This window comes from Kitasatospora sp. NPDC001540 (assembly GCF_042894345.1).
GTDB lineage: Bacteria > Actinomycetota > Actinomycetes > Streptomycetales > Streptomycetaceae > Kitasatospora > Kitasatospora phosalacinea_C.
In genome coordinates this window covers 15,728-42,231 of sequence record NZ_JBIAVO010000025.1, presented here as the reverse complement: position 1 = coordinate 42,231, position 26,504 = coordinate 15,728, and the positions used below count along the sequence as shown (strand labels likewise).

The 26,504-nt window shown below is 74.7% G+C and carries 24 protein-coding genes and 1 riboswitch; of the genes, 7 read left to right on the top strand and 17 right to left on the bottom strand.

Translation table 11 applies throughout. From position 1 onward, the window contains the following. Nucleotides 1-88: 88 nt before the first annotated feature. The 3 genes from ACFY00_RS26080 to ACFY00_RS26070 form a co-directional block, all read right to left on the bottom strand. On the bottom strand, nt 89-1,582 hold the full coding sequence (locus ACFY00_RS26080) for a WXG100 family type VII secretion target (protein ID WP_388033982.1): 1,494 nt from the start codon (nt 1,580-1,582) through the stop codon (nt 89-91). A 46-nt stretch (nt 1,583-1,628) separates the two neighbouring features. Next, nucleotides 1,629-2,060, bottom strand: coding sequence for a hypothetical protein (locus ACFY00_RS26075; protein ID WP_388033981.1), 432 nt, complete (start codon nt 2,058-2,060; stop codon nt 1,629-1,631). Between the two features lie 141 nt (nt 2,061-2,201). Continuing rightward, nucleotides 2,202-2,891: an endonuclease V gene (locus ACFY00_RS26070; RefSeq protein WP_388033980.1), complete on the bottom strand. Its 690-nt coding sequence runs from the start codon at nt 2,889-2,891 to the stop codon at nt 2,202-2,204. Between the two features lie 382 nt (nt 2,892-3,273). Here ACFY00_RS26070 and ACFY00_RS26065 point away from each other — a divergent pair, with 382 nt between their 5' ends. After that, nucleotides 3,274-3,531, top strand: coding sequence for a hypothetical protein (locus ACFY00_RS26065; RefSeq protein WP_388033979.1), 258 nt, complete (start codon nt 3,274-3,276; stop codon nt 3,529-3,531). Between the two features lie 99 nt (nt 3,532-3,630). Here the strand turns inward: ACFY00_RS26065 and ACFY00_RS26060 are convergent, their stop codons facing one another. Both ACFY00_RS26060 and ACFY00_RS26055 read right to left on the bottom strand, forming a co-directional pair. Next, entirely contained in the window at nt 3,631-4,347 is a 717-nt protein-coding gene (locus ACFY00_RS26060) for an RDD family protein (protein ID WP_388033978.1), read from the bottom strand. A gap of 121 nt (nt 4,348-4,468) precedes the next feature. Further along, nucleotides 4,469-6,406 carry an RDD family protein gene (locus ACFY00_RS26055; protein WP_388033977.1) on the bottom strand — a complete coding sequence of 646 codons (1,938 nt, stop codon included), beginning with the start codon at nt 6,404-6,406 and terminating at the stop codon, nt 4,469-4,471. Between the two features lie 407 nt (nt 6,407-6,813). On the opposite strand from ACFY00_RS26055, the gene ACFY00_RS26050 reads away from it, so the two are divergent. Continuing rightward, entirely contained in the window at nt 6,814-7,233 is a 420-nt protein-coding gene (locus tag ACFY00_RS26050; RefSeq protein ID WP_285737436.1) for an SsgA family sporulation/cell division regulator, read from the top strand. 166 nt (nt 7,234-7,399) lie between these two features. Here ACFY00_RS26050 and ACFY00_RS26045 read toward each other — a convergent pair whose 3' ends face one another. The 3 genes from ACFY00_RS26045 to ACFY00_RS26035 all read right to left on the bottom strand — a co-directional run bounded on the left by ACFY00_RS26045 (nt 7,400) and on the right by ACFY00_RS26035 (nt 11,485). Then, the gene (locus tag ACFY00_RS26045; RefSeq protein WP_388033976.1) at nt 7,400-8,821 is read right to left on the bottom strand and encodes a glycosyltransferase 87 family protein; all 1,422 of its coding nucleotides are present in this window, start codon (nt 8,819-8,821) and stop codon (nt 7,400-7,402) included. Between the two features lie 553 nt (nt 8,822-9,374). Then, nucleotides 9,375-10,763 carry a histidine kinase dimerization/phospho-acceptor domain-containing protein gene (locus ACFY00_RS26040; RefSeq protein ID WP_388034049.1) on the bottom strand — a complete coding sequence of 463 codons (1,389 nt, stop codon included), beginning with the start codon at nt 10,761-10,763 and terminating at the stop codon, nt 9,375-9,377. A gap of 17 nt (nt 10,764-10,780) precedes the next feature. Further along, nucleotides 10,781-11,485 (bottom strand): response regulator transcription factor, encoded by a 705-nt coding sequence (locus tag ACFY00_RS26035; protein ID WP_388033975.1) that lies wholly within the window; start codon nt 11,483-11,485, stop codon nt 10,781-10,783. Between the two features lie 180 nt (nt 11,486-11,665). Between ACFY00_RS26035 and ACFY00_RS26030 the strand changes: the two genes are divergently transcribed. The 3 genes from ACFY00_RS26030 (at nt 11,666) to ACFY00_RS26020 (ending at nt 13,664) form a co-directional block, all read left to right on the top strand. Next, nucleotides 11,666-12,199: a hypothetical protein gene (locus tag ACFY00_RS26030; RefSeq protein ID WP_388033974.1), complete on the top strand. Its 534-nt coding sequence runs from the start codon at nt 11,666-11,668 to the stop codon at nt 12,197-12,199. Between the two features lie 20 nt (nt 12,200-12,219). After that, nucleotides 12,220-12,714 carry an Lrp/AsnC family transcriptional regulator gene (locus ACFY00_RS26025; RefSeq protein ID WP_285737432.1) on the top strand — a complete coding sequence of 165 codons (495 nt, stop codon included), beginning with the start codon at nt 12,220-12,222 and terminating at the stop codon, nt 12,712-12,714. A gap of 188 nt (nt 12,715-12,902) precedes the next feature. Continuing rightward, complete coding sequence (locus tag ACFY00_RS26020; RefSeq protein ID WP_388033973.1) at nt 12,903-13,664, top strand: helix-turn-helix domain-containing protein; 762 nt, start codon at nt 12,903-12,905, stop codon at nt 13,662-13,664. A 72-nt stretch (nt 13,665-13,736) separates the two neighbouring features. On the opposite strand, the gene ACFY00_RS26015 is transcribed toward ACFY00_RS26020, so the two are convergent. The 5 genes from ACFY00_RS26015 to ACFY00_RS25995 all read right to left on the bottom strand — a co-directional run bounded on the left by ACFY00_RS26015 (nt 13,737) and on the right by ACFY00_RS25995 (nt 18,642). After that, complete coding sequence (locus ACFY00_RS26015; RefSeq protein WP_388033972.1) at nt 13,737-14,543, bottom strand: hypothetical protein; 807 nt, start codon at nt 14,541-14,543, stop codon at nt 13,737-13,739. 67 nt (nt 14,544-14,610) lie between these two features. Further along, nucleotides 14,611-15,261 (bottom strand): IclR family transcriptional regulator, encoded by a 651-nt coding sequence (locus tag ACFY00_RS26010; protein WP_014135981.1) that lies wholly within the window; start codon nt 15,259-15,261, stop codon nt 14,611-14,613. Between the two features lie 354 nt (nt 15,262-15,615). Further along, complete coding sequence (locus tag ACFY00_RS26005) at nt 15,616-17,439, bottom strand: DEAD/DEAH box helicase (protein WP_388034048.1); 1,824 nt, start codon at nt 17,437-17,439, stop codon at nt 15,616-15,618. Nucleotides 17,440-17,623: 184 nt separating this feature from the next. Further along, on the bottom strand, nt 17,624-17,839 hold the full coding sequence (locus ACFY00_RS26000) for a hypothetical protein (RefSeq protein WP_388033971.1): 216 nt from the start codon (nt 17,837-17,839) through the stop codon (nt 17,624-17,626). Continuing rightward, nucleotides 17,809-18,642 (bottom strand): RNA polymerase sigma factor, encoded by an 834-nt coding sequence (locus tag ACFY00_RS25995; RefSeq protein ID WP_388033970.1) that lies wholly within the window; start codon nt 18,640-18,642, stop codon nt 17,809-17,811. Before ACFY00_RS25995 ends, ACFY00_RS26000 begins: the two co-directional genes overlap by 31 nt. 287 nt (nt 18,643-18,929) lie before the next feature. Here ACFY00_RS25995 and ACFY00_RS25990 point away from each other — a divergent pair, with 287 nt between their 5' ends. Beyond that, entirely contained in the window at nt 18,930-19,373 is a 444-nt protein-coding gene (locus ACFY00_RS25990; protein WP_388033969.1) for an SsgA family sporulation/cell division regulator, read from the top strand. Nucleotides 19,374-19,425: 52 nt separating this feature from the next. On the opposite strand, the gene ACFY00_RS25985 is transcribed toward ACFY00_RS25990, so the two are convergent. Both ACFY00_RS25985 and ACFY00_RS25980 read right to left on the bottom strand, forming a co-directional pair. Next, nucleotides 19,426-20,046 carry a class F sortase gene (locus tag ACFY00_RS25985; protein WP_388033968.1) on the bottom strand — a complete coding sequence of 207 codons (621 nt, stop codon included), beginning with the start codon at nt 20,044-20,046 and terminating at the stop codon, nt 19,426-19,428. 37 nt (nt 20,047-20,083) lie between these two features. Next, nucleotides 20,084-22,672 (bottom strand): phosphatidylglycerol lysyltransferase domain-containing protein, encoded by a 2,589-nt coding sequence (locus tag ACFY00_RS25980; protein ID WP_388033967.1) that lies wholly within the window; start codon nt 22,670-22,672, stop codon nt 20,084-20,086. Nucleotides 22,673-22,956: 284 nt separating this feature from the next. On the opposite strand from ACFY00_RS25980, the gene ACFY00_RS25975 reads away from it, so the two are divergent. Further along, complete coding sequence (locus ACFY00_RS25975; RefSeq protein WP_388033966.1) at nt 22,957-24,261, top strand: hypothetical protein; 1,305 nt, start codon at nt 22,957-22,959, stop codon at nt 24,259-24,261. A 48-nt stretch (nt 24,262-24,309) separates the two neighbouring features. Here ACFY00_RS25975 and ACFY00_RS25970 read toward each other — a convergent pair whose 3' ends face one another. Further along, complete coding sequence (locus ACFY00_RS25970; RefSeq protein ID WP_388033965.1) at nt 24,310-25,791, bottom strand: MFS transporter; 1,482 nt, start codon at nt 25,789-25,791, stop codon at nt 24,310-24,312. Nucleotides 25,792-25,882: 91 nt separating this feature from the next. Continuing rightward, nucleotides 25,883-26,197, bottom strand: coding sequence for a multidrug efflux SMR transporter (locus ACFY00_RS25965; RefSeq protein ID WP_285737423.1), 315 nt, complete (start codon nt 26,195-26,197; stop codon nt 25,883-25,885). A 34-nt stretch (nt 26,198-26,231) separates the two neighbouring features. After that, a riboswitch (guanidine-III (ykkC-III) riboswitch) is annotated at nt 26,232-26,294 on the bottom strand. Between the last annotated feature and the right edge of the window lie 210 nt (nt 26,295-26,504).

The window sequence follows — 26,504 nt, the reverse complement described above, 5'->3', positions numbered from 1 at the left end:
CTCGTCACCCCTCGTTGAGCGGCCGCCCCGCAGACCCTCGGATCTGCAGGGCGGCCAGGTCATGTCCGACTGTTCTACTGACCGAACGTCACTCGACCACGTTCGGGTTGGCCCTCTCGCCGGAGGCCCAGGTCTCCTCGTCCTCCACCAGGTAGTCCGGGCGGTCCGATGTGCCCTTCTTGGCCCGCTTGCTGCCCTGCCCATGACCGGCCATGCCGCCGTGCCCGGCCGCACCGCCCTGGCCCGCGCCACCGGCCTGACCGGCGCCACCTGCGGCCCCCTGGCCGAAGCGGCTCCGGCCGATACCGGAACCACCCTGCGAGAAGGACCGCCCACCGGCACCGCCCTGCGCGGCTTCGCCGACGACACCGCCGGCCTTGCCGGTCAGACCGCCACCGGAACGCCCCTTGAGGCCTCCGCCACCGGCACCACCCGCACCGGCACCACCGCCCATACCGCCGCCCATGCCACCAGCGCGGCCGGCGGCACCACCGGACGCAGCGCTGCCCGTACCGGAACCGCCGCCGTTCAGACCACCGGCGCCGAACGTCCCGGCCTTGGAAACGCTGTTGCCGCTGAACCCGGCACGGCTACCGCCAAGACCGGTGCCGCCCACCAGGGTTCCCCCACCCTGGCCGATCAGGCCGCCGGTAGTGCCGCCACCGCCCAGCCCGCCGCCGCTGCCACCAGCAACCGGCCCGTGCACGCCGCCAGTGGTGCCACCGACCGTTGTAGTACCGCCACGGACGCCGCCCTGGATACCGTCGATCCCGGTGCCCGGCCCCTTCGGCTGGGGAAGCGCGTTGGCCGTCCCGCCAGAGATACCCGCATCGGTCGGACGCACCACAGTGGGCTGGATCTTCGGAGTTTGAGGCGCTCGAGTGCTCGACGTACCTTTGAGTGAAGTCTGCGAACCCGAGGAACCAGTCGTTCGACTGCTTCCTTGGAAGGTTCCTGCGCTGATCCCAGCGATTGCCGCAATGAATCCCGCAGCGCCATCGCTCGGCGGCGTCAGTTGCTTCGCTGCATTGGGATCGTCATCAACACCCCTAATTCTCCCCAGAGAAGTACTGGCGACGTTGTACTTGGCCGCCAACACCTGCATCACACCGACAGCCTCTTGCTTGCGCGTCTCGGCGATGCTGTGCTGAGTGTCCTCATTGTCGACTCCGACCGATTCCTTGGCAACGTCGCTGACGCTATCGCCGACCTTGTCCCAGAACCCGGGTTCCTCGGGCATGTCGGCCTTGGCCTGGTCGATCGACGACGACAACTCCTGCAGCACAGTGGCGGTGTAGTGCGTGGTCTCGGCCACTACGCCAACATTTTTTGCCAGCTCAGTCATGTGTTGGTGGAAAGCATCACTGGTGCTCCCCTGCCAGGTACTGGTGGCGTCAACGGTGGCAGTCGTCAGCGCTGCCTGAATTCGGGTCAACGTCTCGTGCGCCCGCCGCCAGGGATCGGCTGCCGCCATGACAGCGCCGGAGTCCAGCGAATGCACCATGGAGATCAACTCACCGTGGCTGTGGGCCGAGAAGTCGGTGTACGCGCCGCCGTCGCCGCCTTGGTCCAGCGTCCTCACTGTGCAGTCCCCCGTCCTTCGTCCGTTGCCTCGGCCTTCCTCAACGTCACCACTGCGGCCTCGCCGTGGTCGTCGGCTGACTCTGCGGTGCGGTGGCAGTTGTCTGCTGCGCGTTCAACTCGGACTGGCTCCAGGTGGTAGCCCACCCGTCTTGTGCCAGCGTCATACGCTGGCTGGTGTCCTGCTCGTGTTGCTCGTAGTTCGCCGCGGTGTGATCTGCGTTCTGCTGCGCCACATCGATAGTTTCCTGGATCTGGTCCAGAAGGGTGCTCAGCCGAGCACGCACCATGTTGTACGACGCACTCAACTCCTGTGCCTCACTGAAGCTCCCGAAAGCCCCCGAGCCGACACCACTCGCCCCGTACACCGTGGACTTGCCCGCACCGCTCTCGAACTCGCTCAGCAGCCCGCGCACCTGGGCAGCGAACGCCCGCAGGTTGTCGACCTCCACCTGGAAGCCGTTGCCGCTCGTAGTCATGTGTCTCGTACCTCCCCCGTACCTGCTGCCCCGCGCGACTCCTGCTCGACCGCCTGGGGCCTGTAAGAAAGTTGGCTCCAATCTCTATGTCTAACACATGGAACGGACTGTCAACATGCCCCCTGGTGGGTGCGGGTGGGATCAGGGGGCGGGAGCCGTGGCGGCGAGGGCCTGGCGGCAGAGGGCGTCGGCGCGGCGGGTGGTTTCGGGGAGGCGGTAGGAGGGGGTGAGGGCGAGGGTGACGGCGGTGGCTTCGTCGAGGCCGATGCGGTGGCCGATGGAGAGGAAGACGGGTTTGACGCCCTGCCGGGTGCGCAGGGCGCGGCCGACGGGGGTGGGGCCGTCGAGGAGGGGGGACCAGGCGCCGCGGTGGTCGGCGGGGGGCTGGTGGGTGAAGGTGAAGGGGTTCTTGGCGATGCCGAGGGTGGGGAGGCCGGTGTGGACGCCGAGGTGGCTGGCGAGGCCGAGGCGGCGGGGGTGGGCGAGGCCGTAGCCGTCGCAGACGACGAGGTCGGGGGTGCGGGTGAGGCGGGACAGGGCGTCGAGGACGGCGGGGAGTTCGCGGAAGGCGAGGAGGCCGGGGAGGTAGGGGAAGGCGACCCGGCCGACGGCGGTGGCCTGTTCGACGACGTCGAGGGTGGCGTAGTCGAGCAGGACGGCCGCGGCGGCGACGACGTCGCGCTCGTCGTCGTAGGCGACGTCGACCCCGGCGATCAACGTGCCGGGGCGGCGCGGGGGTTCGGGACCCTCGGGGACGACCAGGGGACGCAGGCGTTCCTGTTCGGCACGGGCGGCCTCGGCCGTGGTGGGCCAGTCGGCGGGGACGGTCATGGCGGCTCCCGATGGTCAGGGACAGGAACAGGAACGGGAAGGAACAGGCGGAGGACGGTGGTGCCCGTGGCGCTCCGCGACTGTCCGTACGCACGCACGTTAGCGGGCGGTCGCACGCGCCGGGTGCGGCAGTGCGACCGCCGGGAGTGAGTCCGTGCGCCCCCCGTGCCCCGGAGTAGGGCAACTCCCGGCGGTTAGGCTGTACTTACCGTTCTGCACCGCTGCCTGCTCCCCGCTCCCCCGTTCCCTGCTCCCCGTTCCCCGCTCCCTGTTCCCCGTTCCGCGCGAAGGGTCGACCGCCATGCCGCGCCCCGTTGTTCCGTCCCGTGCCGTTGCCGCGTCCCGGGCTTCCGCGTTGGTGTCCGGAAGTCGTTTCAGTGTCGTGCAGTTGGTCGTCGGCACGCTGGTCGCGGCGGTCGCCGCGGTGGCGCTGCTGGCCGTGTCCGGGGAGTCGGGGGTGTGGCGGATCGCGGTGCTGGTCGGCTTCGCCGTCGCGCTCGGCACGCTGTCCGCCGTCCTGCTGTCCCCCGTAGCGGCCCGCCGCCTGCCGCCGCGGGCGGTCACCACCGCACCGCGGGAGAGGGCGCACCCCGCACCGCCCGCCGTCCGGGAGCGGGTGTACGCGCACCAGGGGCGCTGAGGCCGGGCGCCCGCCGACGCGAAGACACGCGAAGACTCCCGGGCCCGCGGCAGGTCAACGGCTGCCGCGCGCCCGGGGCCCAGGGGGGTGGAGGAGGGGTCAGGCGGTGGAGACCACCACGGTCTTGGCCGCCTTGTCGTGGATGCACTGGCGGTAGGGCTTGTCGAAGACGCCGAACAGGCCGTCGACGATCCACCAGAGGCCGCCGCAGCAGATCAGCGCGGGGAAGATGAAGACCGCGGCGCGGGTCCACGCGGCGGAGGGGGTGGGGGAAGAGCCGTCGGCGAGCATGGCGACCCGGACCTTCATCAGCTTCTTGCCGAGGGTCTGCCCGTCCCGACTGAGCATCAGGCCGTCATACACCAGGTAGATCGCGCCGCCGAGCCAGAAGGAGCCGGCCCAGCCGTTCCGCTCGTTGAAGTGGAGGAACGGGAGCAGCACCACGATGGCGATCACCTGCACCAACAGGTAGTCGACCAGCCGGGCGAGGATCCGCGCCCCCCAGCCGCCGAGCGGGGGCATCCCGGGGACGGGGCCGGGCCCGGGCGCACCGTAGGGCGAGTCGTACGGGTCACCGGGACCGACCGGACCGCCGGGGCCGCCCGGGCCGCCGTCGGGACCGCCCGGACCCCCGGGCGGGGGCCCGTAGCCGGGGGGCGGGGTGTCGTAGGGGGAGCCCGAACCGGCCGGGGCGCCGTACTGGCCGCCGTAGCCGGGCGGGGTGTCGTACGGACTGCCCGGCGACGGGGGCTGCTTGTCGAAGGAAGGCCGTCCGCCCTCCTCCGGCTCGGTTCCGGAGGGGTCGCTGGTGCTCATGGCACGAGTAGAACACCGCGAATACTACGATGTTGGGATATTTGATCCGTTTCCGTCCGTTTCGCCGCCGCACCCCAAGCCCCACGCCCAGGCCGCGCCGCTGCCGGGACCGTCCCGGACGTCAGCCCCGCTCCGCCCGCACCGCCCTGGTCCGCGCCGCCCGGTCGTGCCAGCCGCGCCGGGCCGGACGGTCCAGCAGCGCGGCGAGCGGGCCGAGCAGGACGGCGGTGCCCAGCCCGCGCACCAGCCAGCGCAGCAGCGAGCGGCCGAAGCCGGGCGCGCCCGTCCCGCCCGCGGCGACCACCCTGACCCGGGCCAGCCGCTTGCCGAAGGTCTGGCCGGTCCGGGCGATCGGCAGCACCTGGTACAGCAGTCCGAACACCAGCAGCACCCCGAGCAGTACGCCCACCCGGCCCAGCACCGTCCCGTCCAGCAGCCACACCTGGCGCTGACGCCCCGTCATGCTGGCGGCCAGCGCGGCCTGGTCGATCTTCTCCTGGACGTGCGCCCGCACCGTCCCGGCCAGCGGCACCGCGACGGCCGCGCCGACCACCGCCGTGACCGCACCGTCCACCAGCCACGCGAGCGCCCGCGCCCCCACTCCCGCGGGTACGGGCGCCGGGGCCCCGGTGCGCCGCTTCTTGGCGGCGGCAGCGGCACCGCCCGCAGCCGCCGGAACGGCCCCCGCGGCGGCGCCGGGTTCCCCGTCCCGGCGCGACGGGCGGATCCGCTCGCTGGTGACGTGCGCCGTCCGCGGCTCCCGCCCGGGCCGCTCCGTCTCGACCGAGGCCGGAACCGGGGCCGTGGCCGGAACCGGAGCCGGAGCCGAGACCTGCTCCGGTACGGAGGCGCCACCGGCACCACCGCCGGGCTCCGGGTCGACGCCCCAGGACACCCAGCGCGGCGCCCCGCCCGTCTCCATCAGTCCGCGCTGCGCCCGCGGGTCGGCCCGCCACCCCGAACCGGAGTCGGCCGACCGCGGCTCCGGCAACGGCTCGGCCGACGGCTGCCCGGGCTCCACCGACTGCACCGACGGCGCCGACTCCACCGGCTCCGCGGACGGCACCGGTTCGAACAGCGCCCCGGGCGGGGCCGTCAGCCCCACCGAACCGTCGCCGCCGACCCCCTCCCCGGCAGCGGCCCCGTGCCAGGGCGTCCCCCCGAGCGGCTGCGCGGCCCGTGGCACCGCCACCACGCCGACGACGGGCTCCGGCTCCTCGACGGCGACCGCGGGCCCGGCCAGTTCCAGCGGCCGGGCGGCGGCCTCCACCTCCCGGGCCGGCCGCCCGCCCCGCCCGTCCCCGGCACCGTCCCGGCCGCCGTCCCGCCCCCTCCGCGGCGCGACGACGGCGCCGACCGGTACGCCCGCTCCCCCGCTGCGCAGGTGCAGCGCGGCCGCGGTGGCCCAGGACTCGGCCGCGACCGGTTGCAGCCCGCTCCCGGCGACCGCCCAGGGGGCCGCCTCCACGGGGCGCAGCGGCTCCATCTCGCTGCGGGGCCGGACCTCCAGCGCCCCGGGCCCGGAGCCCGCAACCCCGCCCGTCGCCGAGTCGGCCACCACCCCGCCCGCTCCCGCCTCGGGACGGCCCCCCTCGGGACGGCCCACCTCGGGACGGCCCACCTCGGGACGGCCCACCTCGGAACGACCCTCCCCAGGGCGCCCCTCCTCAGGACGCCCCGCCCCAGGGTCGACCGGCATGGTGAAGACCGCCTGTGCCCCGGTCTCGTCCAGGTAGATCGGCCCGGTCTCGACCACCGACCCCGCCGACCCCGCAGACGCCCCCGCCCCGGGCCCGGCCGCCGTCGCCGGGTTCGCGGGGGCGGGGCCGGGCGGGAGGTCGTACGGGGGTGCGGTGAGGTAGCGGGCGACGAAGCGCGGCGGGTCGAGCGGTTCGCCGGGGCCGGGGGCGGGGCGGCTGGTGCCGGGGACCCAGGCGTGGCCGGCCCAGTAGCGGATGAAGCCGGGCACCGAGGGGTCGGGGTAGTAGCCGGGGGCTCCGGCGTCCCCGGCCAGGGTCGCGCCGAGCATCGAGCCTGCGGTGGAGGGCCGGTCCGTCATGGCGTCGCGTCTTCCTTCGTACCGGCACCGCGGCGTGCGGGTGTGCGGACGTGCATGGGGGGAGCCGCGGGCGGAGAGTCGCCGGGCAGTCACAAAGGGTAGTACCTCGAACGACCTCGTCCCCCGGGTTCACCGGAACTCGTGAAACGAACGGAGACACGTGGTACGGCAGGTGCGCCCGGGACGGCCGGGACCGTTCCGGGGCGGTGGCGGAGCAGCGGTCGGGCGGCTCCGGGTTCCGGTGTTCCCGTCCGGAACAACCGGGGCGGGGCGGAAAAGGTTCTGCCGGGTGCGGCCGGAAAAAAGTTCGCGGGAACTCGCGCAACCCGTGTAAGAGTCCGCGGCGAGCGCGCTCTCGACCGGTGCGGGGCCGAAGTGCGGCCCGCGTGGCGGAGAGGGTGAGGACGATGGCCGGACAGTCGACCGGAGTGGTGGAGCAGGAGCTGGAGCTGGAGCTGGTGCTGTCGCCGGAGCGCAGCGTCCCGGTGGCGGCCCGGTTGTCGTACGGGAGCCACGACCCGTTCGCGGTGTACGTGACCTTCCACCTGGACAGCGGGACGCCGGTGACCTGGGTGTTCGCCCGCGAGCTGCTGGTGGAGGGGACGTTCCGGCCGTGTGGTCAGGGCGACGTGCGGATCTGGCCGACCCGGTCGGGGCGGCGCAGCGTGCTGTGCATGGCGCTGAGCTCGCCCGCGGGGGACGCGCTGCTGGAGGCGCCGCTGCCGACGGTGGCGGCCTGGCTGGAGCGGGCGCACCGGCTGGTGCCGCCGGGGGCGGAGCTGGAGGCGATGGACCTGGACGGTTCGCTGGCGGAGCTGCTGGCGTGAGGGGGCGCGCACGGCCCTCCCGCGCGCGGGTGCGGGCGCAGGCCGGCCCGACCCGCCCGCCCGGCCGTCCGCCGGAACGCCCGCCCTCGGGGCGCCCGGGCCGACCGGAGGGAACGGGCCGCTCCGGAGAAGGAGCGGGTCGGCCCCGAGGAACGCAGCAACCGGTTCAGCGGGCCGCGGGGGCCTTCTGGCTGTCGGGGCTGCCGGGGCGGCCGAACCCGTCCGAGTCGGCGCGCGGGGCGGGGACGCGGACCAGCGGGGCGCCGCCCGCGAGCCGCCGGGAGCGGACCCGGAGCGCGGCGACGGCGAGGAAGCACAGGCCCATCAGCGGGTAGACGCCCGCCGGGAACTGCTTGAGGATCGACAGGTGGAGGTCGAGGTCGCCCTTGTGCGGGACGGCCCACATCGCGAAGGACAGGAAGCCGGCCAGCGTCAGGCCGAAGATGGCCCGCCAGCGCAGGTGCCGGACGGTGGTGGGGCGGGAGCGCTCGTGCGCGGCCTCGGCGGCGAGCAGGACGAGCACGGGCACGCACCACACCCAGTGGTGGGTCCAGCTGATCGGGGAGACCAGCACCGCCGTGACCAGCGCGGTGCACACGCTCCAGGCGTCGGCGCGCGGCGACCAGCGGGCGCTGCGGTGCGTCCAGACGGCGACGGAGAGCCCGGCGACGGCGACCAGCGCGCCGAGCACGGTGGCGACGGCGCCGGGGTTCTCGATCTGCAGGTACCGGGCGACCAGGCCGCGCAGCGACTGGTTGTCGACGATGACGGTGCTGCCGACCCGGCTGGAGTCGAACATGTACTTCGTCCAGAAGCCGCGGGTGGCGTCCGGGAGGACGAGCGCGCCGATCAGGAAGGTGCCGACGAAGGTGGCGCCGGCCACGAACGCGGCGCGGACCCGGCCGGTGATCAGCAGGTAGACGGCGAACAGGCCGGGGGTGAGCTTGATCCCGGCGGCGAGGCCGATGGCGACGCCCTTGCTGCGGACGGCGTCGGGGCGGGTGAGGTCCCAGAGGATCAGGCAGGCCAGCGCGAGGTTGATCTGGCCGTAGCGCAGGGTGGTGAAGACCGGCTCCAGCCAGACCCCCAGTCCGGTGACCAGCAGGACGCCGATCGGACGCAGGTCGCGGCGCGGCCAGCCGACCAGTTTGAAGGAGAGGTGGGCGAGGGTGGCGAGCAGCAGCAGGTTCCCGGCGGTGACGGCGAGGCGCAGGAACGGGACGCCGAACCAGGTGGTCGGCACGAACAGCATCGCGGCGAACGGCGGGTAGGTCGCGGGCAGGTTCCACCGGGTGACCCGCAGCGCGTACAGGTCGTGGCCGTCGGCGACGGCGGCGCCCTCGGCCCGGTAGACCATCATGTCGACCATCGAGGTGTGGACGAAGTGCCGCACGACCGCGTAGACCAGCAGGGAGAGCAGCGAGAGCGCGGCGGCGGCCAGCAGCGGGCGCCGGGGGGCGGCGCGCAGGGCCGCGGTGACGGCCCCGGCCTGTCGGACGGGGGCGGTGAGGACGCGCTGCCAGGCCCGGGCGGGCGGGCGGGCGGGGTCGCCCGGGTGCGTGCCCCGTTCCGTTTGCACCGTGGTCACTGTGTTGCTCCGTCCGCCGTCGACCTGCGCTGGGCCAGCAGCCGACACTACCCGAACGGTCGGCGGGCGCCACCGGTCGCGGTCGCCCCGGGCTCCCCTCCTGGGGCTGCCGCCCGACCGCTGGGGAGAGCGGCCGGACGGGCGGGCCCGGCCCGGGGCGACCGCGGGTTCGGGTCGGCCGACGGGAACGGCGCAGGCCGCGGCCGATCGGTCGGCGGTCGGCGGTGCGGTTCCCGGCGGCGGTGCCGGTGCGGCCGGTGGTGCGGCGGGCCGCGCGGTGGCGTTGGTCACGCGCGGCCCCGCACCGTCCGGTCCGGGCCGACCCGGCCCGTTCGCGCACCGGTTCCGGGGTCGCGGACCCCGGTGCTGGCTGACGCTATCCGGGCCGGCGGGCCCGTCCGCCCGCGCCCGGGCGGGATGAGGCAGCGTTGAACACGGCCTAGGACGTATTTAAGGGAGGGGGGAGAGGAGTGACACCGAGCTGTCGCCCCCGCGGTAACAGCTCCTGTGTCGGCACGGATCGCCCCGGCCCCCGGCCCTCGCTCCCCGGCCCTCAGTCCTTGCGGATCAGTCGGCCGGTGCGGCGGCGCTGCTGCCGCGGCAGTTCCACTTCGGTGCGGGTGTTGATCCGCAGCGAGATCTCGGCGCCGCCGAGGACGGCGGAGCGGCCGAGGGTGACGTCGCCGCCGGTGCCCCGGGCGAGCTTGCGGGCGATGTCCAGGCCGAGGCCGGTGGAGCCCTCGCCGCCGTGCCCGGCGCCGCGGCGGATGGTCGGGGCCGGGTCGGCGAAGCCCGGTCCGCCGTCGCCGACCAGGACGGTCACCGCGTCCTCGCCGATCAGCAGGTCGACGGAGAAGGGGGTGCCGACGGCGGTGTGCCGGAAGACGTTGCCGAGCAGCGCGTCGACCGCGGCGGCCAGGTCGCCGCGCTGCACCGGGACGGGCGCGGGCGCCTCGTCCCCGGCCAGCCGCCAGGGACGCCCCTCGTCCTCGGCGAGCGCGGACCAGAAGCCGACCCGGTCCCGGACCACCTCGACGGCGTCGCAGCCCAGGGCCACCGCCGGGGCGTCCTCGGGCTGGCGGCGGGCGGAGCGGATGATCTGGTCGACCTCGCGCTCCAGTTGGGCGACGGCGTGCCGGGTGGCGTCGGCGGCGTCGCCCCCGCCGAGCGCCGCGGCGTTGAGCCGGAGCACGGTGAGCGGGGTGCGCAGCCGGTGCGACAGGTCGGCGGCGAGCTCGCGTTCGGCGGCGAGCAGGTGGACGACCCGGTCGGCCATGGCGTTGAACGCGTAGGCGGCCTCCCGGAGCTCCTCGGGCGCGCCCGCCGCCTCGCGTCCCTCGACCGGGACCCGGACGGAGAGGTTGCCGGAGCCGAGCGAGCGGGCGGCGGTGGCGAGGCGGCGGGCGGAGCGGATGATCCGGGTGCCCATCCGGTCGGCGACCGCGACGGACACCGCGACCAGGGCGAGCGCGACGCCGGAGAGCACCAGCCAGGCGGTGCCGACGCCGCGCGTCAGGTCGGAGTTCGGGACGAACACCTCGACCATGGCGATGCCGCCGCCGTCCACGGCGACCGGCTGCAGCAGCGCGTACCCGCCGTCGACCCGGACGGTCCCGGCCCGGACGGTGCGGGTCCAGCCCTGGTTGGCGCTGCCGGGCAGCTGGTCGTTCTCGGTGCGGGCGGTGCCGACCGTGACGCCGCCGGGCAGGTGGACGGCCAGCCGCTCGCGGGCCCCGGCGTCGGTGGAGGCCATCGCCCGGGAGACGGCGTCCTGGTCGGTGGTGATGGCGAGGGCCGGTCCGAGCGCGGAGGCCTGCCGCTCGGCGGCGGTGAAGGCCCGGTCGCGGGCGGTCTGCTGGACCATCAGGCCGAGCGGGATGAGGAAGGCGAGCGCGACCATGACGGTGCCGGCGATGGCGGCCTTGACCATCGCCCAGCGCAGCGAGCGGAGGACGCGCTTCACGTCGTGCACCCCGCCGGTCCGGAGGGTGCCTCCAACCGGACGCCGACGCCGCGCACGGTGTGCAGGTAGCGCGGCCTGGAGGCGGTCTCGCCGAGCTTGCGGCGCAGCCAGGACAGGTGGACGTCGATGGTCTGGTCGCCGCCGTAGGTCTGCCGCCACACCTCGGCCAGGATCTCCTTGCGCGGGACGACCACGCCCGGGCGGGCGGCGAGGAAGGCCAGCAGGTCGAACTCGCGGCGGGTGAGGTCCAGCCGCTGTCCGTCGAGCAGGGCCTCGCGGCGCTGCGGGTCGATGGCGAGGCCGCCGACCCGGAGGATCTGGGGTGCCGCCAGGGCGCCGCCGCCCAGTCTGCGCAGGACGGCGGCCATCCGGGCCGTGAGGTGTTCTCCGGAGAACGGTTTCACCAGGTAGTCGTCGGCGCCGTCGTTCAGCAGCCGGACGATCTCCGCCTCGTCGTCCCGCGCGGTCGAGATGATCACCGGGACGTTGGTCAGCCCGCGGATCATCTTGAGCGCCTCGCTGCCGTCCAGATCCGGCAGGCCCAGGTCGAGGACCACCAGGTCGCAGCCGACCTGGGCGACTTCGCGCAGGGCCTCCAGGGCGGTGCCGACGGAGCGCACGGCGTGGCCGGTGTCGGCCAGATGGCGGATCAGGGCGGAACGCACAAAGGGGTCGTCCTCGACCACAAGCACTGTTGCCATGGGCCTGCACGGTACGGCATGGCGGCCAAGTGGTCTGTACCTCGGGGGGTTCGGCGCCCCCGGGAGCGGGCAGGCCCTTGAGCTTCCCTGAAGGCTCGGCCCCCTTTTTCCGCAAGGTTCCTGCGGATGACCCGGCCCACTGACCCGCCCGTGACCTTCGTACGGCAGGATGGGCCCGCGATGCGGAGCGGACTGGTTCAACTGGGCGCCTGGACGGCAGCCACCGGAGCGGCGGTGGCGTTGTCCTGGCTCGGCGTGCACGCGGTGCTCGTCGACACGGTGTTCGAGCAACCGGTGGCGGTCCAACTGCCCTCGGTGGCTTCCACGAGACCGGCGGAGACGACTCCGCCCGCGGCCTCCCCCTACGATCCGCCGCCGTCCGCGGCGGCCCCGTCCCCGTCCCCGACGCCGGACCCGGGCCCGACGCCGGGGGCGACCACGGCCTCGCGACCGACCGCGGCGGCCCGCAAGAGCTCCGGCCCGCCCAGCACGGTGCACAGCTACCCGGTGCTGGGCGGCCGGGTGGCGCTCGACCAGCGGCCCACCGAGGCCCGACTGGTGTCGGCGGTGCCGGAGCCGGGCTGGTCGATGCAGGTCTGGCACGGCGAGCAGTGGCTGCGGGTCGACTTCTCCAAGGACGACCGGGTCTCCTCGGTCTCGGTGAGCTGGAACGGCACCGAGCCCGTGGTGCAGACGTACGTCATCGGCAACTGACCCTCACCTGGAGCCGCCCCGTGCCCCCGCAGCCCGACGCCATCGACGCGCTGGACGGAAAGCTGATCCGGCTGCTCGCCGAGGAGCCGCGGATCGGCGTGCTGGAGTGCTCGCGCCGCCTGCAGGTGGCGCGCGGCACGGTGCAGGCCCGGCTGGACCGGCTGCAGGCGCGCGGGGTGATCGGCGGGTTCGGCCCGCAGGTGGACCCGGCGGCGCTGGGCTACCCGGTGACGGCGTTCGCCACCCTGGAGATCTCGCAGGGGCAGGGCGCGGACGTCCGGGCGCACCTGGCGGCGGTGCCGGAGGTGCTGGAGCTGCACACCATCACCGGCCACGGGGACATGCTGGTGCGGATCGTGGCCCGGTCGAACGCGGACCTGCAGCGGGTGATCGACCGGGTGGTGGGGTTCGACGGGATCGTCCGGGCGTCCACCGCGATCGCGCTGGAGAACCCGGTGCCGTACCGGGTGCTGCCGCTGGTGGAGCAGGCGGCGGGCGGCGGCGGGGCGGCCTGACCCCCCGTAACCTCGCCCGTTCCAGGGCGAGCCTCCCCTTGCCCGCGGTTTTTTGGCATATGCCTTTTGCTCGTGCACGCAAAGATCGCAGCCATGAGCATATGGACCGCACTCCCTGAGTGCCCACCGGCCGTCCCGACGTCAGCACCGCCGCACCGCAGGGCCGTTCGCCCACGAGGGGCCGAGCGATGAGCCGGGTCACCGAGCCGCAGACCACCCTGATCGTCTCGGCGCAACGGGCCCTGCGGCTGCTGGAGGCCGCCGCCCGGTACCCCTCGGGCGCCACCGCCAAGCAGCTCGCCCGGGACACCGGACTGGCCCTGGGCACCACCTACCACCTTCTGCGCACCCTGGTGCACGACCGCTACCTGGAGCGTTTCGAGGGCCTGTACCGCACCGGCCCCGCGGTCTCCGGCCTGAGCCGGGCGGAGAGCCCGGCGGCCGGCCGCTCCCGGCTCGACGGGCTGCTCGGCCGGATCGCCCACCAGCTGTCCGCGGCCGTGCACTTCGCCCGCTACAAGGACGGCGAGGTCGACCTGCTCGCCGCCGCGGCCGCCCCCGGCGCCCCCACCGTCGACCCGCGGCACTTCCGGGCCGGGGCGCACGCCCACGCGGCCGGCAAGACGCTGCTGGCCCTGATGTCCGCCGAGGAACGGCGCTCCCACCTGACCCGCTACCCGATGATCCCGTTCACCCCGTACACCCTGCGCGAACCCGCCCACCTGCCGCTGCTGCCCCGGCACGGACCGCAGCGGGCCGCACCGATCACCCAGTACCAGGAGTACGCGCTGGGCACGGCCGGGGCGGCGGTCCCGATCGTGCTGGGCAGCGGGCTCGCCGCGGTCGCGGTGTCGCTGCCGATGTCCCAGGCCCACCGGTTACCGGAGATCGCCGCCCGACTGCGCACCCGGGTCGGTGACGACCTGGTGACGGCCGCGTTCGGGTTGTAGGGCCGGACGCACTCTCCCGGGGGAGGACCACGGACGAGGGCCGGGCGCACGGGGGTGCGACGCCCGGTCCGCTCAGCAGTGCGGGACGGCGCCGCCGCCGTTCAGCGCCTGGAGCGCGGCGACCGAGTCGGCCAGGGTGTCCACCGGGATCAACTGCAGGCCCTCGGGGGTGTTGACCTTGCCCTGCGCGCACTCGCTGCGCGGCAGCAGGAACACCGTGGCGCCCGCCTCGCGCGCCGCCTGGGTCTTCAGCGGGATGCCGCCGACCTGGCCGACCTGCCCGTCCGCGTCGATCGTGCCGGTGCCCGCCACGTTCCGCCCGCCGGTCAGCTCGCCGCCCCTGCCGTCCCCGGCGATCTTGTCGATGATGCCCAGCGCGAGCATCTGGCCGCCGCTCGGGCCGCCGATGTCGCCGAGGTCGACCTGCACCTTGACCTGGTCCGGCGAGAGGTGCAGGTAGTTCAGCGCGGCCAGGGTCGCGCTGTCCTGGGACTGCGTCATCTGCTGCAGCGTCACCTGGTTGGCCTTCTCCGGGTCGCTCTGCGGGAAGACCTCCTCGGTCGGCACCACCGCGCGCTTCGGGTCGCCCCAGGACGCCAGCGCGTCCCACAGGCTGTTGCGCTGCTCCGGCGGCGTCGCGTCGACGGTGACCACCCGCAGCTGCCCGCTGGTCTGCCGCACCGGCGTCCCGCTGATCGTCAGCACCTGGGCGCCCTTGTACGCGCCCAGGGCGTCGGCGGTGGCGCCGGGCGACTCCAGGGTGTAGGGCAGCGGCACGAACGCGGCCACCGCGAACAGCGCGAGCACCGGCAGCGCGCACAGCCCGAGGGCGCGGGCGCGCCGGGAGGTCAGGACCGAGGACGGGTTCTGGGTAGCCACCCCCGCATCCAAACACACCGCGGCACCCGCCACGGACGGCCGCGCGGATCGTCCGGTGCGACCGGGCTCAGCGCAGCGCGTCGGCGACCTCGGTGGCCGCCTCGATCACCCGCGGGCCGACCCGCTCCGGGACGAGGCCGTTGAGCATCACCACGCCGACGCTGCCCTCGATGCCGCTGAGGCCGATCAGCGCGGCGGCCGCGCCGCTGGCCCCGGACTGCTCCTCGGCCCGGGTGATCACGCAGCCCTGCTCGGGGCGGCGCTGGCCGGGGAAGCTGCGGGCCTCCAGGATGGCCCGGCCGGCCGCGCTCTCGGAGAGCGGGTGGCGCAGGCCGGTGCGGTAGGCGACGTGGAAGTCCGTCCAGGTCGGTTCGACCACGGCGACGGCCAGCGCCTCGTTGCCGTCGACCAGGGTGAGGTGGGCGGTGGCGCCCAGGTCCTCGGCGAGCGAGCGCAGCGCGGGCAGCGCGGCCTCGCGCAGCAGCGGGTGGACGCGGTGGGCGAGCCGGAGCACGCCGAGGCCGACCCGGGCCCGGCCGCCGATGTCCCGCCGGACCAGGCCGTGCTGTTCCAGGGTGGCGAGCAGGCGGTAGACCACCGTGCGGTTGACGGCCAGCCGGGCGGCCAGCTCGGTCACCGTGAGCCCGCGCTCGGAGTCGGCGAGCAGTTTCAGTACCCGGACACCTCTGTCCAGCGTCTGGGAAGTCTCAGCAGTCACGGGGCGCCAGGTCCTTTCCGCGGCAAGTCCGACCCTACGACACAACTGCCGCGGGCCGCACCGGAATTGGTCGCGCGCAGGAAGGGTGTCCGGCGCGGGAGTCCGGCCTCGGCGACATCGACAGGGCGCAGGCTCCGCGGCACTCGTCCGGGCCGACGGGTGGGGCCCGGGTGAGTGTGGGGAGACGCTAATGAACGGAGGAGGTCCCGTGGAAGTGGTTGTCCAAAATTCGGGCAGTATCGATGGAAAGTCGTGATGAAAAATCGGATAAGGCGCGCATAACTCGCGCCGCAAGCGCTCAAGCGTCCGATATCTGGGCGCGGCCCCGCCCGGCCGGTCCGCGCCGCCCTCCCGTCAGCCCTGGTTGGCCCACTCGCGGATCCGGGCGATCCGCGCCTTCAGCTGGTTGGCGGTGGCCTGCGCGGTGAGCGGGCCGCCGCACTGGCGGCGCAGTTCGTTGTGGATGCTGCCGTGCGGCTGGTCGGTGCGGTGGTGCCAGGCGGCGACCAGCGCGTTGAGCTCCTTGCGCAGTTCGCGCAGCTCCTGGTGGGTGACCACCGGGCGCTCCTCGGCGGGGAGTTCCAGCAGGTCGGCCTCCTCGGCGGGCTTGGCCTTGGAGCGCTGGATCTGCCGGTGCTGGCGCTTCTGCAGCAGCATCTGCACCTGGTCGGGTTCGAGCAGGCCCGGGATGCCGAGGTAGTCCTCCTCCTCCTCGCTGCCGGGGTGCGCCTGCATGCCGAACTCCATGGCGTTGTACAGCACCCGGTCGAAGACCGCGTCGCTGCCCAGCGCCTCGTAGGAGAACTCCTCGGTGCCGGTGTCCGCCCCGTCGTTGGCCTTCTCGGCCTCGGCGAGCAGCCGGTCCTCCTCGTCGAAGAGGCCCTCGCCCTCCTTCTTCGGCCGGTCCAGGACGTGGTCGCGCTGCAGCTCCATCTCGTTGGCGAAGCCGAGCAGCATCGGGATGGTCGGCAGGAACACCGAGGCGGTCTCGCCGCGCTTGCGGGCGCGCACGAAGCGGCCGACGGCCTGGGCGAAGAACAGCGGGGTGGAGATCGAGGTGGCGTACACGCCCACGCACAGCCGGGGCACGTCGACGCCCTCGGAGACCATCCGGACGGCCACCATCCAGCGCGAGGTGCCCTCGGCGTAGTCGGAGATCCGTTGGGAGGCCTCGGCCTCGTCGGAGAGCACCAGGGTGACCTTCTCGCCGGTGATCTCGCGCAGCAGCTTGGCGTACGCGCGGGCCACCGTCTGGTCGGTGGCGATCACCAGGCCGCCCGCGTCCGGGATGCCCTTGCGGACCTCGGTCAGCCGTCGGTCGGCGGCCTGCAGCACGGCCGGGATCCACTCGCCCTGCGGGGAGAGCGCGGTGCGCCAGGCCTGGGCGATCAGGTCCTTGGTCATCGGCTCGCCGAGCCGGGCCTCCAGCTCGTCGCCGGCCTTGGTGCGCCAGCGCATGTTGCCGGAGTAGCTGAGGAAGATCACCGGGCGGACCACGTGGTCGGCCAGCGCGTGCCCGTAGCCGTAGGTGTAGTCGGCGACCGACTTGCGGATGCCGTCGCTCCCGGCCTCGTACTGGACGAACGGGATCGGGTTGGTGTCGGAGCGGAACGGGGTGCCGGTGAGGGCGAGTCGGCGGGTGGCCGGTTCGAACGCCTCGAAGCAGGCCTCGCCCCAGGACTTGGAGTCGCCGGCGTGGTGGATCTCGTCCATGATCACCAGCGTCTTGCGGGCCTCGGTCCGGTTGCGGTGCAGCATCGGGTTGACCCCGACGCCCGCGTAGGTGATCACGATGCCCTGGTAGTCCTTGGACAGCGGGCCCGAGGAGTACGCCGGGTCGAGCCGGATCCCTATCCGGGCGGCGGCCTCGGCCCACTGCTTCTTCAGGTGCTCGGTGGGCGCGACCACGGTGACCTGCTGCACCAGGTGGTTGTGCAGCAGGTAGGACGCCAGGGTCAGGGCGAAGGTGGTCTTTCCGGCGCCCGGGGTGGCGACCGCCAGGAAGTCCCGGGGCTGCTTCTCGATGTACAGGTCCAGCGCTCCCTGCTGCCAGGCCCGGAGACTGGCGGCGGTGCCCCAGGGGGCGCGGCCCGGGAAGGCCGGGGAGAGGTGCGCGGCGGCGGAGGTGCCGCTCGGGCGGGGGTGGGTGCCGTCTGCGTGCGAGAACAGCGGGGCCATCGAGGAGGAGGCGGCGGTAGTCACGGTCTCCGAACGGGGTCGTCGCAGGTCAGGGCCCGTACGAGGCCCTTCCCCCGCAGTCGGCGGGCGGTCGTGGAACCCGCCCAGCCTAGCTCCTCCCGGAGCCCGGACGGCCGCCGCGGCACGCGCCCGTGACGTCCGCCCCACCCAATTCGTACGACTGTCACCACACCTTCACGCGGTACGGGCGGCCGTTCGGGGTGATCGCCACCGGCGCCGGGTGCGGGTGCGCCCGGCGGCCGGAGAAACCGGTGCCGGTGGAGCCGCCGGGCGGCCGGACGGCGTTCCGGCCGCCGTCGCGGACGGCGGCCCCGCCTGCGGGCGGCGGCCGACGCGGCGTCCAGCCGTTCACCGGGCAGCCGGAGGTGGTGCGCAGCACGATCCGGGCGGTGAAGCGGTCGTCCTTCCCGCCGGTGACCCGGTGGCGCACCTCGTAGGCCGCCTCGGCCGGGTCGGCGCGGCCCGGGTCGCCGAACGGGACCGGCACCAGGGCGCCCAGCAGGGCCGCCGCACCGCCCGCCAGGACGGCCAGCCGCCGGTTGACCCGGCGCAGCAGCTCCAGGCGGCCCCGGCAGTCGGCGCAGCCGTCCAGGTGCCGCTGCACCCGGCGCCCGACCCGGCCGCGGGCCGCCCGGCGAGCGCCGCCCAGTGCCCGGCGCAACCGGGGTCGCGCGGGGCGCCGGGGTAGGCCCGCAGGTAGGCCAGCCGCAGGCCCTCGCGGGCCCGGTGCAGCAGCACGGCGGCGGCGCCGCGGCCCACGCCGAGCCGGTCGCCGACCTCGCCCGGCGGCAGGCCCTCCACCTCGGAGAGCCACAGCGCCCGCGCCCAGCGCGCGGGCAGTTGGGCGAGCAGCCCGCGCATCCGGTCGGTCTCGGCCACCCGGGGCGCCGGGTCGGCGGCCTCCTCCCCCGCGGCCCGCCCGGGCAGCTCCCCGGCGGCCCTCTCGCGCACGGGCGCGGCCGCCAGGTGCCGGACGGTGGCGGCCAGGTAGGCCCGCGGGTCCTCGATCCGGTGCCCGTCGGCGAGCCGCCGCCACACCCGCAGGTGCGCCTCGGCGACCAGGTCCTCGGCCCGCCAGCGGTCGCCGCCGGTCAGGCTCCCGGCGTACCGCAGCAGGCCGGGGTGGTGGCGCCGGTACAGCTCGGCGTACGCGGCGAGCGGGGTCCGCCCGGCCGTCCGCACTCGTTCCTCGATGGTCTCGGCCCTCCCCCGGGTCGCCGCGCGGACGAGGTGTGGGGCCCCGCACGGCTCCCGCGATCCTGCCCGGGCGCCCCCGCCGCTGCCCAGGGAATGCCCATGCCACCGGCCCGGAATGACCGGGTTGGTCCGTCCGGGTGTGACGCGGATCACTCGAAGCGGGCTCGGAACCGGTGTAATCGCACCTGCCGCTCCCGACTCTTCATCATCAGGAGGCGACACCGGTCGCATCCGCACCGTCCGTACCGCCCGCACCTCCCGGAGGAACCACCGTGTTCTCAGCGCCCGCGCCGGTCGAGCAGACCACGCACGCCCGGCTGATCGTCAGCACCCACCGCTCCGCGCTGCTTCGGGTCACCCTGCGGTACCGCGCCGACGACCCGCTGGCGGTCCGGATGGTCTTCCCCGCCGAGTACGCGCTGGACGCCGCCGCCCCGGCCGACCCGGCCCCGGCGGACGGGGTGGAGTGGGTGTTCGCCCGCCAACTGCTCGCCTCCGGGCTGGACCTGCCCAGCGGCGAGGGCGACGTGCACATCCGCCCCGGACTCGGCCAGCGCACCGTGGTCGAGCTGCGCTCCCCCGACGGCGTCGCCCTGCTCCAGTTCGACCGCACCGAGCTGCGCCGCTTCCTGTGGCACAGCTACCTGGTGGTGCCCGAGGGACAGGAGCTGCGCCACCTGGACTGCGACCGGGCGCTGGCCCAGCTGCTGTCCTGACCGGCCGCCGTCCCGGCCGGGCGCCCTCACGCCCCGCCAGGACGGCGGCCGCTCAGGCCTTCTGGGTGCGCACCAGGTGCGCGTACACCACCACGTTCCCGTCGTAGCCGCCCTCCCGGCTGAAGCCGCCGCCGCAGGTGATCAGCCGCAGCTGGGCGTCCGGCGTGGCCGCGTACACCTTGCGGTCCGGGAAGTCGCTCTTCGGGTAGACCTCCACGCCGTCGACCTGGAACCAGGCGCCGGAGCCGTCCGTCCGGGCGACCTCCAGCTGGTCGCCCTTGCGCAGCGTGCCCAGCCGGTAGAACACCGCCGGGCCGTGCGCGTTGTCGACGTGCCCGGCCAGCACCGCCGCGCCGCTGGAGCCGGGCGCGGCCCCGTCCCGGTACCAGCCGGCCAGGTTGCGGTCCTCCTCCGGGGGCGGCTGCAGCCGCCCCTCGCCGTCCAGCCCGAGCCGGGCCACCGGCGCGTCCACCCCGAGCACCGGGATCCGGACCCGCACCGGCGGCGAGGGCGGCAGCGCGGGGACGGCCGGGCCGACCGGGGTGCCGTCGTACGCCTGCGCGGCGGCCGGTGCGGGCGGCAGGGTGCCGGCCAGCCCGCCGTGCAGCAGCCAGGCCCCCGCGACCACGGCCCCGGCGGCCGCCACCGCGCCCTTCCACGTCCGCTCGCCCACCGCACCCTCCGCCCGCCGACACCACGACCCGCCCAGTTCACCCGCCGCCCGGGGCCGCGGCACCCCGTGCGTTCTGTCCGGGTGACGCGCCGAGCGACGCGCCGGGGGGCGGGCCGCCCGCCGCGCGGCCACGCCGTAGCCGGGGCCGGGTCAGGAAGCCCTCCGCCAGCGCGTTGGCCAGCCCGATCGCGGGCAGCTCGGAGGCCTTCTCGTACAGCACGTAGCGCGGCTCCCACCCCGGCCGGTAGCGGGCGTTCGCCCGGTACAGCGACTCCAACTGCCACCAGCGGGACAGGAACCGCAGCACCCCGCGCCACAGCCGCAGCACCGGCCCGGCGCCCAGCCGCGGCTCGAAGGCCTCGCGGAACATCGCGAAGTTCAGCGAGACCCGCACCGCCCCGAACTCGGCGGCCCGGCCGAGCACCGCGGCCACGGTGTACTCGACCAGCCCGTTGTCGGACTCCCGGTCACGGCGCATCAAGTCGAGCGACAGCCCGTCCGCGCCCCACGGGACGAAGGACAGCAGGGCAGCCGTCCGCCCGGCCCCGTCGCGGCACTCGGCGAGCAGGCAGTCGCCGTCCGCCGGGTCGCCGAGCCGGCCCAGCGCCATCGAGAAGCCGCGCTCGGTGCGGCCGTGCCGCCAGGCGTCGGCCAGCCGGACCAGGTCGGCGAACTCCCCGGGCGGGACGTCGCGGTGACGGCGCAGCAGCACCGTGTAGCCCGCCCGCTCCACCCGGCGGCAGGTCTGCCGCAGGCCGCGCACCTCCCGGCCCTCCAGGGTGAAGCCCGCCGCGTCGACCACCGCCTCGTCGCCCAGGTGCAGCGCGCGCAGCCCGGCCGTCCGGGCGTACGCCGTGCCGCCGCGCTCCCCGGCGCCGGTGACGGCGGGGACCCAGGCGTGCGCGCGGGCCAGCCGGTGCCACTCCTCGATCGCCTGCGGCCAGGCCTCCGGGTCGCCGACCGGGTCGCCGGAGGCCAGCGCCACGCCGTTCACCACCCGGTAGGCGACGGCGGCCTTGCCGCTGGGCGAGAAGCACACCGACTTGTCGCGCCGCAGCACGAAGTAGCCCAGCGAGTCGCGTCCGCCGTGCCGGGCCAGCAGGACGCGCAGCGCCCGTTCGTCCTCGGGGCCCTGCCGGTCGGTGCCGTGCGGGGAGCGCAGCAGGATCCGCAGGGTGAGCAGCAGCAGGGCGGTGCCGAGCAGGTTGAGGCCGAGGTCGAGCCAGCCCGGCACGTCCACGCCGTCGACCTCGACCGTGCCCGAGACGGTGGCCAGCCGCAGCACCGCGTACCGGGCGGCCTCGCCCCAGCCGGGCGCCCCGCCGGTGTGCCGGAGCCGGACGGCGAGGGCCCCGGCGCCGGTCAGCAGCGCCCCGCCGAACAGCAGCACGGCCGCGGCCAGCGGCGGGTTGCCGCGCCCGCCGCGGACCCGGAACACCGGGCGGGCGGCCAGCAGGGCCAGCAGCAGCGCCAGGGTCAGGGCGGCCGAGACCCAGTTGAACGGGTGCGCGCGGTACTCGGGGAAGGCCAGCGCCAGGACGTACAGGGCGGCGTGCAGCGCGGTGAGCGCCAGCGCGGCGATCCAGGCGGCCCGCTTGCGGCGGCGCAGCATGACGGCGAGCAGTCCGGTCAGCAGCGCGGTGGTGAAGCCGGAGGTGACCAGCACCGGGGTGAAGTACTCGCCCCGGTCGGCGCGTTCGACCTGGGCCCGGAACGGGGCGACCACCGCGCCGAGCAGGTTCAGCAGGGTGGCGATCCGCAGGTACCACTGCGCGAGCGCGGCGCAGCGCAGCCGCCAGGGCGCGGGCGGCCGCTCGGGCCGCGGCTCGACGGGCGCGGCGGGGGCGGGCGCGGGCTCCGGTGCGGGTCCGGGTTCGGGTTCCGGGTCGGCGTCGGGGGCGCCGGCCACCAGGTCGTACGCGGCGGTCTTGACCGCGACCAGGCGGCGGTGGAACCGCTCCTCGCGGCGCTCGGCGCGGGTCAGCCGGCGGGGGCGGGAGCGGTAGCGCCAGCGGGCCCACGGGCTGGCCGGGCGGGCCAGCCGGACGGCGCCGACCAGGGCGAGCGGCCAGAGCATGATGCCCAGCAGCCCCGTCCAGGTCTTGCCCTTGAGCAGGCTGACCACGACCAGTGCCAGCAACACGGCCGCCCCGGCCAGGGTCGGCCCGTCCGGGTTCCGGACGAAGCCGCCGAGCGGGAGCTCGCCGATCAGCAGCAGCCCGATCACGGCGACGGCGAACACCACGGCGTCCACCGAGGCGCGGCCCTGGGTGGACCAGTAGACGTCCTTGAGGTGCAGGACCAGCGCGAACTCGTCCAGCACCAGGCCCGCGCCGACGCCGAACCCGAAGCCCAGCAGGTTCCACCAGGCGCCGCCGTCCCCGCGCAGCGCGAACCCGGCCACCCCGCACAGCAGCAGCAGGGCCTGGCCGAACACCACGTGGTGGATGTGCAGCCCGCCCGGGGTCACGTTGCCGGGCCACCAGCGGACCCGGGCCCGGATCATCCGGGTGCTGAGCCGGATGAACAGGAACGACAGCACCAGGCCGAGCAGCAGCAGGAACAGCGGCTCCCGCCCGGTGTCGACGATCCGGTCCCGGTAGGCGTCGATCAGCGGCTGCCACATCGGCGGGTGCGACCTCCATGTCGGCGGGGCGGGCGTGCCGTGCCATCTGACGCCAAGTCAACTCCCCGGCGGCGCCGCCGCCCCGGTCCGGTGCTCCGAACAGGTGAGCGCTCCGGCGTGGCGTCCCCCGGTCATCCGTACCCGGGCCGTGCTTACCGGCGCGACGGGCGGACGCGTGCCATGCTGAGGCCGACTCCCCGGACGACGCATCTCTCCATTCCATCTGATGGACGGTTCATCCGGCCGGTGACTTCCCCTGACTCCCTGGTGAACGGATGTGAGACATGGACGCCCTCTCCCGCCGGACCCTGCTGGCCGCCGGTGCGGCGACCGCCGCCACCCTCGCCGCGGGCTGCGCGAGCACCTCCGGGAGCGGGGGCGCCGCCCCGCCCGCGCAGGCCGACGGCCTCGCCGCGAACGGCAGCCCCAGCGCCGTCCCCAAGCCGCCCGCCACCCTGATCGGCGACGGCTCCACCTCCGACACCGGCCCGCAGCCCAACCAGCCCCAGGCCGTCCCACTGGAGGCCGGGCAGCGGCCCCCGCAGTTCGTGGTCTTCTCCTGGGACGGCGCGGGCGAGCTCGACAACCAGCTGTTCAGCCGGTTCCGCAAGCTCGCCAAGGACCACGACGCCACCATGACGTTCTTCCTCAGCGGCATCTACACCCTGCCCGAGTCGAAGAAGTCGCTCTACCACCCGCCGCAGCACCCGGTCGGCGCCTCGGACATCGGCTACCTCAGCGACCAGCACATCCGCGCCACCATCGAGCAGGTCAGCGCCGCCTGGCTGGAGGGCCACGAGATCGGCACCCACTTCAACGGCCACTTCTGCGGCGCCAACGGCGGCGGACGGTGGTCGCCCGAGGACTGGGACAGCGAGATCCAGCAGGCCATGGACTTCGTCATGAACTGGCGCACCAACACCGGCAACACCGACCTGCCCGCGCTCCCCTTCGACTACCGCAAGGAGCTCATCGGCGGCCGCACCCCCTGCCTGGAGGGCCAGCGCGGCCTGCTCCCCACCGCCGTCAAGCGCGGCTGGAAGTACGACAGCTCGGGCCCCGGCGGGCTGCAGGTGTGGCCGCAGAAGTTCGCCGGCGGCGCGCTGTGGGACATGCCGCTGCAGTCCATCCCGTTCCCCGGGCACAGCTTCCAGGTGCTCTCGATGGACTACAACATCATGTACAACCAGTCCGGCGACAACACCAAGGGCGACCCGGGCAAGCAGGCGTTCTGGCAGAACCAGGCCCGCGACGCGTACCTGGCCGGGTTCGAGCGCGCCTACAACGGCAACCGGGCACCGTTCATCATCGGCAACCACTTCGAGCAGTGGAACGGCGGCATCTACATGAACGCCGTCGAGGAGACCATCAAGCAGATCGCCGACAAGCCCGAGGTCCGGATGGTCTCCTTCCGGCAGCTCGTCGAGTGGCTGGAGGCCCAGGACCCGGCGGTCCTCAAGAAGCTCCAGGCCCTCGCCCCCGGCCAGGCCCCGGCGGGTGGCTGGAACGCCTACCTCGGCGGCACCGGCGGCAGCCCGGCGGGCGGGGCGGCGTCCCCGTCCGTCCCGGCGGTCGCGGGCGGCAAGTAGCCGCCGCTCCCCTCCCGTTCCCCCCTCGTACCCGGCCGGAGCCGTTCGTCAGGCTCCGGCCTTCGCCGTCGCCCGGCCCGACAGCAGCGCGCCGAACAGCGCGACCACCGGCATGGTCAGGAACACCGCGGCGAACGCCCCCGCGGGGAGGGCCGCCCCGCCGTCCGCGCCGTGGGCCGCCGCACCGACCGCACCGCCGCCCAGGGCCGCGAACAGGACGCCCGCCAGGCCGGTCAGCAGCACGTTGCCCAGGGCGTCGCTGAGCTGCAGGGCCGCCGAGTTCCCACCGGTCTCCTCCGGCTTGGACAGCTTCATCATCAGCACGCTGATGCTGGCGATCGCCAGGCCCATCCCGGCGCCGCCGATCCCCCAGAACACCGCGGTCACCCACACCGGCACCGCCGGGAACAGCACCAGCGCCGCCCCGCCGACCGCCACCGCCGTCGACACGAACCCGATCCGGATCAGCGCCCCGCGGTGCCGCTCCGCGCCCGGCCGCCCCTGCAGCCAGGAGCCGAACGCCCAGGACAGCCCGCCCGGCGCCAGCGTCAGGCCCGCCATCGTCACCGACAGCCCGCGCTGGGTCTGCATCATCAGCGGGATGAACAGCTCGGACGCGAAGAACGCGCCCGCCGCGATCCCGCGCAGCAGGATCACCGTCGGCAGCCCGCGCACCGCCCGCAGCGTGCCGCGCGGCAGCAGCCGCAGCGCCGCCGGGCCCAGCAGCGCCGCCCCCGCCACCGCGGGCAGCGGCGCCCAGCCGTCCAGCCGCTGGCCCGCGTACTGCAGCAGCGCCGCGCCGAGCGCGACCATCGCCGCGTCCCGGGTGCGCCGCCAGTCGTACGCGCCGGTCCGCAGCGGCGGCTGAGGCCCCTCCGAAGGACGCAGCTCCGAGCGGCGCAGCGCCGGGCCCATCACCGCGAGCGGGAGCAGCACCAGCACCGGCACGGCGAGGAACACCCAGCGCCAGCCGAGGTGCTGGGTGACCGCGCCGGAGATCACCGGGCCGAGGATCGAGGGCAGCACCCAGGCCGCCGAGAACGCCGCGAACACCGAGGGCCGCAGCCGCTCCGGGAACGCCCGGCCGACCACCACGTACAGCGCGACGATCACCAGGCCGCCGCCCAGGCCCTGCACCGCCCGGCCCGCGACGAACATCCACATGTTCACCGCCGTGCCGGCCGTCACCAGGCCCGCCGCGAACACCGCGATGCCGCTGAACAGCGGGGCGAGCGGGCCGCTGCGGTCGCACCACTGGCCGGAGACCACCATCGCCAGCAGCGTGGTGGTGAAGTACGCGGAGAACGCGAAGGCGTACAGGCCGATCCCGTCGAGCTGCTGGGCGGCCGTCGGCATCGCGGTGTTCACCGCCGTCGCCTCGAAGGCCAGCAGCAGCACCACCGACACGATGCCCAGGGTGAGCGCCCGCCAGGGGCCGCTGAGCACCCCGCCGGTGCCGTCGTCGCTGCCGGTGCCGTCGGGGAGGGGGTGCGCGGGTGCCGCCGTTTCGGCCGGGGAAGTGCTGGTCACTGAGACATGGTAAGTGCCATATCCGCATTTCGATCCTGACCTGCAGGCGGATCGTGACCTCCTCCCCCGGCCCTAGGACCCGCTCCGAGGGCTAGTGGAGCACCTTGAGCCCGACCACCCCGGACAGGATCAGTACCAGGCAGGTGATCCGGGCCGCGCTCACCGCGTCCCCCATCGCCGCCATGCCGTACAGCGCGGTGCCCACCGCGCCGATGCCCACCCACACCGCGTACCCCGTCCCCAGCGGGATCGACCGCATCGCGTACGCCAGCCCGCCCATCGACAGCGCCAGCGCCACTGCGAACACCACGCTCGGCACCAGCCGCGAGAACCCCTTGGACGCCTCCAGCGCCACCGCCCACACGGTCTCCAGCACCCCGGCAACGATCAGAACCACCCAGGCCATGACGACGGACTCCTCCGCAGTAGTCGAAACACCTACCGCGCCGTCTTGTCGTGCCGGGTACGACGCACCTCGTCCGGGGCCGCCGCGAACGGCCGCCTCTCCTTCGACGGTAGCACGACGCCGACACACGGAATTCACGGTCGAATATTGACGCGGACCCGGCGGCGCCCGCTATAGTGAATTCACCGGAACGAATCCGGCGCAGTCCGTACCCCGCGACAGGAGATGGCGATGAACAGGAAGACGGTGGCCCCCGCGGCGCCCCGCACCTGTGCCCCCTGCCCCGGCTGCGCGTGTTCCTGTCGTT